The organism is Azonexus fungiphilus, assembly GCF_003634965.1.
Lineage (GTDB): Bacteria > Pseudomonadota > Gammaproteobacteria > Burkholderiales > Rhodocyclaceae > Azonexus > Azonexus fungiphilus.
Map to the genome: position 1 here is coordinate 300,400 of NZ_RBXP01000015.1, position 12,735 is coordinate 313,134.

The 12,735-nt window shown below is 65.1% G+C and carries 9 protein-coding genes; all 9 read left to right on the forward strand.

Features of this window, described 5'->3' with window-relative positions:
• Positions 1–85 precede the first annotated feature (85 nt).
• Complete coding sequence (locus DFR40_RS10910) at positions 86–469, forward strand: dihydroneopterin aldolase (protein ID WP_170160203.1); 384 nt, start codon at positions 86–88, stop codon at positions 467–469.
• On the forward strand, positions 448–987 hold the full coding sequence (locus DFR40_RS10915; RefSeq protein ID WP_121458519.1) for a dihydrofolate reductase: 540 nt from the start codon (positions 448–450) through the stop codon (positions 985–987). The genes DFR40_RS10910 and DFR40_RS10915 overlap by 22 nt, the downstream gene beginning before the upstream one ends.
• Positions 988–1,044: 57 nt before the next feature.
• Positions 1,045–3,285 carry a putative bifunctional diguanylate cyclase/phosphodiesterase gene (locus tag DFR40_RS10920; protein ID WP_121458520.1) on the forward strand — a complete coding sequence of 747 codons (2,241 nt, stop codon included), beginning with the start codon at positions 1,045–1,047 and terminating at the stop codon, positions 3,283–3,285.
• 100 nt (positions 3,286–3,385) lie between these two features.
• Positions 3,386–4,075 carry a TetR/AcrR family transcriptional regulator gene (locus DFR40_RS10925; protein ID WP_121458521.1) on the forward strand — a complete coding sequence of 230 codons (690 nt, stop codon included), beginning with the start codon at positions 3,386–3,388 and terminating at the stop codon, positions 4,073–4,075.
• A 38-nt stretch (positions 4,076–4,113) separates the two neighbouring features.
• Complete coding sequence (locus DFR40_RS10930; RefSeq protein WP_121458522.1) at positions 4,114–6,468, forward strand: acyl-CoA dehydrogenase; 2,355 nt, start codon at positions 4,114–4,116, stop codon at positions 6,466–6,468.
• 2 nt (positions 6,469–6,470) lie between these two features.
• Positions 6,471–7,757: an acetyl-CoA C-acetyltransferase gene (locus tag DFR40_RS10935; RefSeq protein WP_121458523.1), complete on the forward strand. Its 1,287-nt coding sequence runs from the start codon at positions 6,471–6,473 to the stop codon at positions 7,755–7,757.
• A gap of 1 nt (position 7,758) precedes the next feature.
• Complete coding sequence (locus DFR40_RS10940; RefSeq protein ID WP_121458524.1) at positions 7,759–8,703, forward strand: DegV family protein; 945 nt, start codon at positions 7,759–7,761, stop codon at positions 8,701–8,703.
• 11 nt (positions 8,704–8,714) lie between these two features.
• Positions 8,715–10,631: a 3-hydroxyacyl-CoA dehydrogenase NAD-binding domain-containing protein gene (locus DFR40_RS10945; RefSeq protein ID WP_121458525.1), complete on the forward strand. Its 1,917-nt coding sequence runs from the start codon at positions 8,715–8,717 to the stop codon at positions 10,629–10,631.
• A 194-nt stretch (positions 10,632–10,825) separates the two neighbouring features.
• On the forward strand, positions 10,826–12,709 hold the full coding sequence (locus DFR40_RS10950; RefSeq protein WP_121458526.1) for a DUF1302 domain-containing protein: 1,884 nt from the start codon (positions 10,826–10,828) through the stop codon (positions 12,707–12,709).
• Positions 12,710–12,735: the final 26 nt, after the last annotated feature.

The window sequence follows — 12,735 nt, forward strand, 5'->3', positions numbered from 1 at the left end:
GATTGTCGGCGAAAGTCCCGCGCCGTGCGCTTTCGCCCGTGCTCTGGTATGTTCGGGGCTTCGTTCCCGTTCAAGGAGTTCTGGCGTGCTGGAAAATCACTGGTGTGCCTCGGTCGATGCGACGATCCAGTTGCGGACCGGCTGCAATCCTCTGGAAAAACATGGCTCGCAAGCAGTGCTCGTGCATGCCGACGCCTGGGCGCCGGTCGAGGCCGTCGCTGATCCCCACGATATCCGCCAGGTTGTCGACTACGAGGTGATCTTCCTGGCAATCCGCCGTCTCGAAGACAATGCGCATTGTGAGTGCCTGGAGTCGAGCATCCTCGAGATCTTCGATGCCATCTTCTCGATCAGGATCGTGACCCGGGCTTTCGTGTCGATGCACAAGCCGCATGTCTATAACGGCCAGGCCACGCCGGCGATATCGCTGACCATGACGCGCGAGCAATGGCAGAAAAACCGGGCGTGATCGCGGCAATCGGCGCGGTGGCCGCCAACGGCATGCTCGGTCTCGACAACTGGCTGCCCTGGGATATTCCGGAAGAACTGGCTTACTTCGAGCGGACGGTCGAAGGCGCTGCGCTGGTCATCGGTCGGGCCACCTATGAATCGATGGACGTCGTTCCGGCCGATTCCTTCGTCGTTTCGCGCAATCCGGCACTGTCGCTTCGTCCGGGCTGTCGTCGCGTGGCTACGGTCGAAGCCGGCTTGCGCGGTGCGCTGGCGACCGGCAAGCCGGTTTTCGTCATCGGCGGTGCCTCGGTATACGCCGCTGCCTGGCGGTATTGCCAGGTTTTTTATCTGACCCGGATCGAGCGTGATTTTGCCGGCGATACGCTGTTTCCTGCTGATATTCCCCTGGCCGAGTGGCGCCTGACCGACGAGCGCCATGCCTGTTACCGCGAACGGAAAAGCGGCGAGATCGTGGGCTGCCGCTTCCTGCGCTATGAACAGCCGGTTCCGCGTCCCGTACCCACTGCTGATTGATGTTTGCGGCGCGAGTCAGCACAATGGGGTTCAATCCTTGAGCGTTTTTCCTTCCGCATGATCCGTTGCCCCTCCCACAAGCCGGCCGTGATCCAGGCATCGATTGCATTGATGCTGCTGGTGAGCGGTGAGCTGGCGGTGGTCACGGGGTATTTTCCCGACTGGCTGGGCATTGTCATCGGCATGGCAGTGGTTGCCTGGCTGGCCTGGCTGCAGCAGCAGCGCAACCAGAAAACGATTGATGAGCTCCAGCGGCATCGCCGGCAGCTGCGCGAGGCCCAGCGAGTTGCCCAGATCGGCAGTTGGGAACTCGATATCGTTAATCAGCACCTGCATTGGTCGGAGGAACTGTACCGGATCTTTGCCATCGATCCGGCAGCCGGGCCGGGCGATTACCAGCGTTTTCTGCAGATGGTTCATCCGGACGATCGTGAGCGCGTCGATCAGGCTTACCGGCAGGCTTTCCGCAATCGCCAGCCGTACGAGGTCGAGCACCGGTTGATCGTTGCCGGCGGCGGCAGCCGGCAGATCCGCGAGCGCGGCGAAACGATCTACGACGAGACCGGCAAGCCTTTGCGTACGATCGGGACGGCCCAGGACATCACCGATTTGCGGCGGATGGAGTCGCAGATGCAGCTCCTTGGCAGCGCCTTCCACCACAGCGGCGAGGCGATCATGATCACCGATCACGAAAACTGCATCGTCACCGTCAATCCGGCGTTTACCACTTTGACCGGCTATGGCCAGGACGAGGTGGTGGGGCGCAATCCGAGCATGTTGTCGGCGGGGCGCAGTTCGCCCGAGGATTACGAGAAGATGTGGAGTGCCATCCTCAGCAAGGGGTACTGGCAGGGCGAGGTCTGGGATCGGCGCAAGGATGGTGGTGTGTATCCGAAATGGCTGTCGATTTCGGTGATGCGCGACGACGAGGGCGGCATCCGCTATCACATTGCGCATTTCACCGATGTTTCCTCGGAGCGGGCAACCGAGGCCAAGCTGCACTACATGGCGCACCACGACATGTTGACCGGGCTGAACAACCGTTTCAGCCTGAAGGACAGGCTCGAGCATGCGCTGGCGGTGGCGCGCCGTGAATCCGGACGGGTGGCGCTGATGTTCATCGATCTCGACCGTTTCAAGGTGATCAACGACACGCTCGGGCATCACGTCGGCGACGAACTGCTGATCCACGTCAGTCGCCGCTTGCGCAGCTGCGTGCGCGAGAGTGATCTGGTCGCCCGGCTGGGTGGTGATGAATTCGTCGTCATGCTCAGCGGCATCGAGCATTCGAGTTCGGTGGCGATGGTCGCCGAGAAGCTGGTGATGCGCGTCGCCGAGCCTTATTCGGTCGGTGCGCATACGCTATACACGACGCCGAGCATCGGCATCGCCATCTATCCGATGGATGGCGCCGACGGCGAGACCCTGATGAAGAATGCCGATGCGGCGATGTATCACGCGAAATCGGCGGGCCGCAACAATTTCCAGTTCTTCGATCCGAAGATGAACGAAGCCGCGCTCGAGCGGCTCGGCATCGAACATGCGCTGCGGTTGGCGCTCGGGCGCGACGAGTTCCGGCTGCACTACCAGCCGGTCATCGATGTCCGCAGCGGCAGGGTTTCCAGTGTCGAGGCCCTGATTCGCTGGCAGCACCCGGAGCGCGGGCTGGTCGGTCCGGGCATGTTCATCGCGGTGGCCGAGGAAACCGGCCTGATCCAGCCGATCGGCGACTGGGTGATCTGGAATGCCGCACGACAACTGGCCGAATTCCGGGCGGCAGGAATCGCCGACGTGCGCATGGCGATCAACATCTCGGCGATCCAGATGCGCAACAGCGATCTGTCGGTGCTGGCCAGCGGGATCATGGAAGCCTATTCGCTGCGGCCGGGCGACCTGATCTTCGAGATCACCGAATCGGTGGCGATGGAGCACCCCGACGAAACCATCCGCGTGCTCGACCGCCTGCGCGGCATGGGCGTCAAGGTTGCCCTCGACGATTTCGGCACCGGCTATTCGTCGCTGGCCTACCTGCGCATGTTTGCCCTCGACAAGCTCAAGCTGGATCGCTCCTTTGTCGTCGAGATCGGCCAGGATGTCGATGGTCAGGTGATCTGCGACGCGACCATCGGACTCGCCCGCAATCTCGGCCTGACCCTGGTCGCCGAGGGCGTCGAAACCGAGGCCCAGCTCGAGTATCTCAAGGCGCGGGGCTGCGAGCTGGTTCAGGGTTACTATTTCAGCCGCCCCTTGCCGGCCGGGCAGGTGGTCGATTTCATCCGTAGCCGCAACGGCGGGTAGGGCGGCCTAGCCCTCGGGTTTTCCCCAGCGACAAAATGCTTGCCAAGCCACGGTCCTTTTCTTATGATTCAAACGAACGTATGAATCACCTTGAGGCACCATGGCTGAAATCCGCAATGCTGACACCCGCGAACGCATCCTCGACGCCGCCGAGCGCCTGTTCATGGCCTATGGCTACGACGGCACGTCGATGCGCCAGATTACCGGCGAGGCCGGGGTCAATCTGGCCGCCGTCAATTACCACTTCGGCTCCAAGGAAGCGCTGATCCAGGAAGTCTTCCGGCGCCGTCTCGACTGGCTGAACGAAGAGCGCATGCGCGTCCTCGACCGCCACGAAGCCGAGGCTGGCGGCCAGCCGGTCAAGCCATCTTTGATCGTCGATGCCTTCTTCGGCACGCTGCTGCGCATGGCCGAGGACGAGGCGCGCGGCGGCATGACCTTCCTGCGCCTGCTCGGGCGCACCCTGACCGAGCCGTCGGAGTTCATCCGTGCCTTCCTCGCCCACGAATACAAGACGGTGATGGACCGCTTCAAGGAAGCGCTGTTCCGTGCCCTGCCGGAAGTACCCAAGGCCGAGATCGTCTGGCGCTTCCACTTCATGCTTGGCGCCACCTCCTACGCCATCGCCGGCACCGACGCATTGCGCCTGGTTACCGACTGGCAGATCGAGGAGGAGGATTCGGTGGACCGGCTCGATCGCCTGGTGCCGCGACTGATGTCCTTCCTGCTCGGCGGCCTGCGCGCGCCGCTGCCGCAATTCGCTGCCCCGGTCACGGTCGACCGTGGCTGAACGACAAAAACCAACAGATCAAGAATCAGGAGACATGCATGTTCGATAACACCATCCCTCTGCTCGGGGTACTTGCCCTGGTGGCTTTGGCCGGGTTGCTCACGCTGCGGCCGCTGCGCCGCGCCGTGCTCACCCGGTCCATTTTTTCCGCCTACCGCAAGGTTCTGCCGCAGATGTCCGACACCGAGCGCGACGCGCTCGAAGCCGGCACCGTCTGGTGGGAGGGGGAGCTTTTCCAGGGCAAGCCCGACTGGCGGAAGCTGCATGCCTACCCGGTGCCGACGCTGACCGCCGAGGAGCAATCCTTCCTCGACAAGGAATGCGAGGAAGCCTGCCGTCTGGTCGACGACTGGAAAGTCACCCACGAACTCTACGACCTGCCGCACGAAGCCTGGCGCTACATCAAGGACAAGGGCTTCCTCGGCATGATCATCCCGAAGAAGTACGGCGGCCTGGAGTTCTCGGCCTACGCCCATTCGCAGGTGGTGACCAAGCTGTCGACGCGTTCCTCCGCGCTGTCGGTGTCGGTGATGGTGCCGAACTCGCTCGGCCCGGCCGAACTGCTGCTGCACTACGGCACCGAGGAGCAGAAGAACCACTACCTGCCGCGCCTGGCCAAGGGCATCGAGGTGCCGGCCTTCGCGCTGACCAGCCCATGGGCGGGGTCGGATGCGGCATCGATCCCGGATAGCGGTGTCGTCTGCAAGGGCATCTATCAGGGCAAGGAAGTGCTCGGCATGCGCGTCTCCTGGGACAAGCGCTACATCACGCTGGCCCCGGTGTGCACGGTGTTCGGCCTGGCCTTCCACCTCTACGATCCGGACGGTCTGCTCGGCGACAAGAAGCACATCGGCATCACCTGCGCGCTGGTGCCCTACGATCATCCGGGCGTCGATACCGGTCGCCGCCACTTCCCGCTCAACGCCATGTTCATGAACGGGCCGACGCGCGGCAAGGAAGTTTTCATGCCGCTCGACTTCATCATCGGCGGCCCGGCGATGGCCGGGCAGGGCTGGCGCATGCTGATGGAGTGCCTGGCGGCCGGGCGTTCGATCTCGCTGCCCTCGTCGAACACCGGCATGGCGCAGATGACGGCGCGTGCCGTCGGCGGTTACGCCCGTGTCCGTTCGCAGTTCAAGATGGCGGTCGGGAAGTTCGAGGGCGTCGAGGAAGCGCTGACCCGCATCGGTGCCTACACCTACATGATGGACGCGGTGCGCAAGATGACCGCCGGCGCCGTCGATCTCGGCGAGAAGCCGTCGGTGGTTTCGGCGATCGCCAAGTACCACGTCACCGAACGTGCCCGCGTCGTCGTCAATGACGGCATGGACGTCATCGGCGGCAAGGGCATCTGCCTTGGCCCGTCGAACTTCCTCGGCCGCGCCTACCAGCAGATTCCGGTGGCGATCACCGTCGAGGGCGCCAACATCCTGACCCGTTCGCTGATCATCTTCGGTCAGGGGGCGATCCGCTGCCATCCGTATTTGTTGCCGGAAATGCGCGCTGCGCAGAATCCGGACGTCCGTCAGGGGCTGGTCGATTTTGACCGGGCGCTGTTCGGCCACATCGGCTTCACCGTGAAGAACGGCTGGCGCGCTTTCCGCCAGGGCTTGACCGGCTCGCACTTCGTCACGGTCAACACCGACGTGGCGCCGGAAATGAAGCGCTACTACCAGCAACTGACGCGCTTCTCTGCGGCCTTTGCCTTCCTCTCCGATGTCTCGCTGCTGGTCCTCGGCGGCAGCGTCAAGCGCCGCGAAAAACTGTCGGCGCGCCTCGGCGACATCCTGGCGCAGATGTACCTGATCTCCTGCACGCTCAAGCGTTACGAGGCCGAAGGCCGCAAGAAGGAAGACGCGCCGCTCGCCCACTGGGCGATCTGGGACGCGATGTACAAGGCGCAGCAAGCCTTCGACGGCGTCATCGCCAACTTCCCGGTGCGCTTCATCGCCGCCGTGGTCAATCGCCTGATCTTCCCCTGGGGCCATCCCTATGTCGTGCCCTCCGACGAGGTCGGCCATCAGGTGGCGAAGGCGCTGATCGCGCCGTCGGCCACGCGTGACCGGCTGACCGCCGAGTGCTACCTGCCGTTGCAGGAAAACGAACCGGTCGGCGCCATCGAACTGGCACTGAAGGCAACGCTGGAAGCCGAGCAGATCGAGGCCAAGATCCGCGCTGCCGAAAAGGACGGCCGCTTCGACGGCAATCCGCAGGCCAATGTCCGCGACATCGCCATCGTCGCCTTCGAGGCGGGCGTCATCAACGCCGCCGAATACGAGGTGATGAAGCGACGCAACCACCTGCGCGACATCGTCGTCCGTGTCGATGACTTCCCCTTCGACTACGGCGTGGCCACGGCCAACAAGCCGGCTGACGACCGGATGGCGGCCTGATCATGGGCAAGACGATCTACGTGGTGGACGGCGCCCGCACGCCGTTCCTGAAAGCGCAGAAGGGCCTCGGGCCGTTCGCCGCCTCCGACCTGGCGACCCAGGCCGGCCGCGCCTTGCTGTTGCGTCAGCCCTTCCTGCCGTCCGATCTCGACGAGGTCATCCTCGGCTGCGCCGCACCGTCGCCGGACGAGACCAACATCGGCCGCATGGTTGCGCTGCGTCTCGGTTGCGGCAAGAAGGTGCCGGGCTGGACGGTGATGCGCAACTGCGCCTCCGGCATGCAGGCCATCGACTCGGCCATCGCCAACATCCAGTGCGGCCGTGCCAATCTGGTGCTGGCCGGCGGCGTCGATGCCCTGTCGCGGGCGCCGCTGCTTTATTCGGACACGATGGTGCGCTGGTTTGCCGGCATGATGGGCATGCGCACGGTCAACCAGAAAATCGGGCATTTTTTGAAACTGCGCCCGGCAGCGCTGCTGTCGCCGGTGATCGGCCTGATGAAGGGGCTGACCGATCCGGTCGTCGGCCTGTTGATGGGGCAGACGGCGGAAAACCTGGCCTGGAAGTTCGGCATCGACCGCAAGCAGATGGACGAATTCGCCGTGCGCAGCCATCAGCGCGCCATCGCCGCCCGCGATGCCGGCCATCTCGGCGAGATCGTGCCGCTGGTCGATGGCAACGGCAAGGTCTATGCCGAGGACGACGGCGTGCGCGCCGATGCGACGCTGGCCGGGATGGCCAAGCCGAGTCCGTTCTTCGACAAGAAATACGGCAACATCACCGCCGCCAACAGTTCGCAGATCACCGACGGCGCTGCCTGGCTGATCCTGGCCTCGGAAGAGGCCGTCGAGAAATGGGGCTTGCAGCCGCTCGGCAAGATCGTCGATAGCCAGTGGTCAGGACTCGAGCCGGAGCAGATGGGCCTCGGCCCGGTGCATGCCTCGACGCCGATCCTGCAGCGCCACGGTCTGCAGCTTTCGGACATCGACTACTGGGAACTCAACGAAGCCTTCGCCGCGCAGGTGCTCGGCTGCCAGGCGGCGTGGAACGACGAGGCCTACTGCCGCGAGCAGCTCGGTCTCGACGGCGCCCTGGGCAGCATTCCCGAGGATCGGCTCAACGTCGATGGCGGTGCGGTTTCGATCGGCCATCCGGTCGGCGCTTCGGGCGCGCGCATCGTCCTGCACCTGCTGCATGTGCTGCGCCGCAACCGTGCCCGGCGCGGTGTCGCGACCATCTGCATCGGCGGCGGCCTGGGTGGCGCGATGCTGGTCGAGGCCGGGAACTGAGATGCGCATCGGTATCGTCGTCGACTCGGCCTGCGATCTGCCGCGCGATTTCATCGACCGGCACGATGTCCAGGTGATGCCGATCACGCTGCGCATCGGCAGCCGGCTGGTCGAGGACCGGCGCGATCCGGCCGAGACGCAGGATTTCTACGTCCGTCATCTGGATCGCGGCAGCGACGATTACGCCGAGTCGATCCCCTATACGCCGGCGCAGATCGAGGAACTCTTCCTCGGCCGGCTGGTGCTCGACTACGACTACGTTTTCTGCCTGAGCATCACCGCCACCCGCAGCCCGATCTTCGATCACGCCATGCTTGCCTCGCGCAGCATCCTCGGCAAGTACCGGCAGATTCGCCGGCAGGCCGGCGTTCCCGAGCGTTTCGGGCTGGCCGTGCTGTCCACGCGCAACCTGTTCACCGGCCAGGCCGTACCGGTCGCCGAGGCGGTCCGGCTGATCGGCGCGGGCGGTACGCCGAGCGAGATCGGTGCCCGCCTGAAAAAGCTGATCGACGACACCCACACCTATCTGGTGCCGGCCAACCTCGACCACATCTACAAGCGGGCCTCGAAGAAGGGCGATACCAGCCTCGGCTGGAGCGCCTACACGCTCGGCACCTGGCTCGACCTGAAGCCGCTGCTGCATTGCCGCCAGGACGTGACGACCACGGTCGACAAGGTGCGCGGCTTCGAAACCGGCGCCGCCAACCTGTTCGAGCGTGCCGCCAAGCAGATCGAGCTCGGTCTCGACGCGCCCTGGCTGTGCATCAGTTACGGCGGCCCGCTCGAGCGGATCGGCATGTTGCCTGGCTACGACCGCCTGCTGCGCGTCGCGCTCAACCACGGCGTCGAGATCCTGTGTTCGCCGATGAGCAAGACGGCCGCGGTCAATGTCGGTCCCGGCGCGCTGTCGCTGGCGTTTTCCGCCGCCAGCCACCGGATTCAATGAAAGCGAGAGTGATGAATCAACAACTGCAACACTGGCAGGTTTCGATCGACAAGGACGGCGTCGCCGTCGCCGTGCTCGACCGCGCCGGCGAATCGACCAACGCGCTGTCGGCGGCGCTGATGGCCGAACTCGCGCAGATCCTCGACCAGTTCGACCTGTATCCGCCCAAGGGCCTGATCTTCCGTTCGGCCAAGCCGGCCGGTTTCATCGCCGGCGCCGACATCGGCGAATTTGCCCAGCTCGACACCCCGGAAAAGGGCAGGGCGCTGGTTGCGCGCGGCTGGGACCTGTTCAACCGGCTGGCGGCGGTCAAATACCCGACGCTGGCACTGGTCCGCGGTCACTGCCTGGGCGGTGGTCTCGAACTGGCGCTGGCCTGCCGCTACATCCTCGCGGTCGATGAGCCGGGCACCAAGCTGGCGCTGCCGGAAGTCATGCTCGGCATCTTCCCCGGCTGGGGAGGCATGCTGCGTCTGCCGCAGCGGGTCGGTCCGGCGGCGGCGCTCGACCTGATGCTCACCGGCAAGTCGCTCGACGCCAAGCGGGCGCGCAACCTGGGGCTGGCCGACGAATGCGTGCCGCCGCGCGTGATGGAAATGGCCGCGCACAAGCTGCTGCTGTCGAACCGTCCGCGCCGCCCGCTGCCCTTCGTGCAGAAGCTGCTGGCCGGCCCGCTGAAAGCGGTCGTCGCCAACGGCGCGCGCAAGCAGGTGGCCAAGAAGGCGCGTCCGGAACACTATCCGGCGCCGTACGCGATCATCGACCTGTGGCAGAAGCACGGCGGCAACGCGCTGGCGGCGCCGGCCGTTGTCGACCGCATCATCCAGTCACCGACGGCGAAGAACCTGCTGCGCGTCTTCCATCTGCAGGAACGCCTGAAGGGCTTCGGCAAGGACGGCGATTTCGTCGCGCAACACGTGCATGTCGTCGGTGCCGGCGTCATGGGCGGCGACATCGCCGCCTGGTGCGCGTTGCGCGGCCTGACGGTGACGCTGCAGGACCAGTCGGTCGAGCGCATCGCCCCGGCGATCAAGCGGGCGCATGCGCTGTTCAAGAAGAAGCTGCGCGATCCGCTGCGCGCCCGCGCCGCCTTCGACCGCCTGATTCCCGATCCGGCCGGCGCCGGCGCCGCCCGCGCCGATGTCGTCATCGAGGCGATTTTCGAGAACGTCGAGGCCAAGCACGTGCTGTTCCGCAGCCTCGAGCCGCGGCTGAAGCCGGGCGCCGTGCTTGCCACCAACACCTCCAGCCTGCGCCTGGAAGACCTGCGCACGGCGCTGGTCCGGCCGGAGCGCCTGGTCGGCATCCACTTCTTCAATCCGGTGGCGATGATGCCGCTGGTCGAGGTGGTCGAGGCCGCCGGTGCCGATCCGGCGATGGTTCGCGCCGCCTGCGCCTTCGTCAGGCAGATCGACAAGCTGCCGCTGCCGGTGAAGAGCGCGCCCGGCTTCCTGGTCAATGCGGTGCTTGCGCCCTACATGCTGGCGGCGATGCGCACGGTCGACGAGGGAATTTCGCCGGAAACGGTGGATGAAGCGATGCTCGCCTTCGGCATGCCGATGGGACCGATCGAGTTGATCGATACCGTCGGCCTCGACATTGCCATGGCCGCCGGCGAGCAACTGGCCGGCGGCGCCGAAGCACCGCGTTGCCTGCTCGCCCGGGTCGAGCGCCAGCAGCTGGGCAAGAAATCCGGCCAGGGCTTCTACGCCTGGCAGGACGGCAAGCCGGTCAAGGCCGCCGCTGCCGCGGTACCGCCCGGGCTGGCTGAAAAACTGGTCAAACCGCTGGTCGACCGTACCCAGGCGCTGGTGCGCGACGGCGTCATCGCCGATGCCGAGCTGGCCGATGCCGGCGTGATCTTCGGCACGGGGTTTGCCCCGTTCACCGGCGGGCCGCTGCGTCATGCGCAGCAAGGCGGTGCTTGAACCCGACGGCCGGCATCGCTTCCGGGAGGGAGGCCCGGGGCAGGGTGGCAGTCGCCGGAGGAGAGGATTATTGTTGCACCTTGATGCCGACGTCAGATCGGCAAAGACTTGGCCGGGAAACCGGGATGATCGTAGTCAAACGTTGTTGAGACAGGGCCGGTTCCACCGGTCAAACCACCAGGAGGAGATATAGGATGAGACAAAAAACAGGCGGTTCGTGCTTTCCCCGATTCCGGCGCAGCACCCTGGGCACGGCGGTCGCCATTGCCCTGACGGCCGGGGCCAGCCCGGTCATGGCCTTCGAGTTCGAGCACGGCGAGTTGACCGGCAGCTTCGACACGACGGTTTCGCTGGGCGCGCTGTGGCGCATGGAGAAGGCCGAGAAGTCGCTGATCAGCATCGCCAATGGCGGCACTTCGCGCGATCCGAACTCGGATGACGGCAACCTGCGTTACGGCCGCCACGACCTGGTGTCCACGACCCTCAAGGCGACCCACGACCTCGAGCTGAAGTACCACAACTTCGGCGCTTTCGTTCGCGGCTCGTATTTCTACGATCCGACCATCCGCAGCAAGGGCAGCCTCAACAGCGAAGCCAGCGACCAGCTCGGCTCCGATGCGGAAATCCTCGATGCCTACGTGCGCGGCACCTTCAAGGTCGGCGATCGCAATCTCAACCTGCGCCTGGGCAAGCAGGTCGTCAGCTGGGGCGAAAGCACCTTCATCCAGAACGGCATCAACATCCTCAATCCGGTCAATGTCAGCCGCCTGCGCGCTCCCGGCTCGGAGCTCAAGGAGGGCCTGATCCCGACGATGATGGCCTACGCCACGCAGGAGCTCACCGACAACCTGTCGGTTGAAGTCGCCCTGCTGACCCAGTGGAAGGAAACGAAGATCGATCCGGTGACGTCCTTCTTCAGCACCAACGACTTCGTCGCCGACGGCGGTAACCGCGCCTATACCGGCTTTGGCCGGCGCAACGACCTCAACGGCCTCGCCGGGATGTTCGGGGTGAACGCGAATGCCGCCGTCTGGGCGCCGCGCTCGAAGGACCGGGAGGCCCGTGACGATGGCCAGTACGGGATCGCCTTCCGTTACTTCGCCCCGGAACTGAACAACACCGAATTCGGTTTCTACCACGCCAACTATCACAGCCGCACCCCGTTCATTTCTGGCTATCGCGGCGGCGTCACCGTCGGCTCCAGCCCGGTCGTCGGCTGTACGGTGATTGACGTGCCGACCGCCGGTGTCGCCGGTGTCGCGGCCGGTTGCGCGGCGGCCGCCGGGCGTGCCGGCACCTATTTCGTCGAGTATCCGGAGGACATCAAGCTCTGGGGCGTCAGCTTCAATACCACCGGCCCGGCCGGCATCGCCCTGCAGGGGGAGTACTCCTATCGTCCGAACCAGCCGGTCCAGCTGCCCTCGGCCGATCTGCTGCTGGCTGCCGTCGGCCTGGGTAACCAGCTGACCAGCACCAATGCCGTGGCGGCATCTTCGGTCGCTTACGGTACGGAAATCAGCGGCTATCGGCGGGTCAGGATGCACCAGGTCCAGATGACCGGGACCAAGACCTTTGGGCCGACCTTCGGTGCCGAGCAACTGGTGGTCGTCGGCGAAGTTGGCTACACCCGCCTGGAGTTGCCGTCCGGCCTGAAGTTTGCCGCCCCCGGCTGCCATCTGCCGCAAGTCGGTTCGTCGACCTCGACCTCCAGCGGCAGCACCTCGGCCGGCTGCTTCGCCACCGAGAACTCCTGGGGCTACCGCCTGCTCGGCCGTCTCGATTATCCGAACGCGATCGGTTCGATCACCGTCTCGCCGCGCCTGGCCTTCTCGCACGACGTGAACGGACGCAGCGCCACCTTCAATGAAGGGGCCAAGGCGCTGACGCTGGGCTTCGGTTTCAATTACCGTCAGAATTGGCAGGCCGACATCGCCTACACCGCTTTCTTCGGCGGCAAGAAGATTTCCGGCACCGACCCCGGCGCCGTTCCGGGCGGCCAGGCAACGACCTACGCCAGCCACACCAACCCGCTGGTCGACCGCGATTTCCTCGCGATCAGCCTCAGCTATTCGTTCTGATTCAGCGCAGATACCAGGAGACAAGA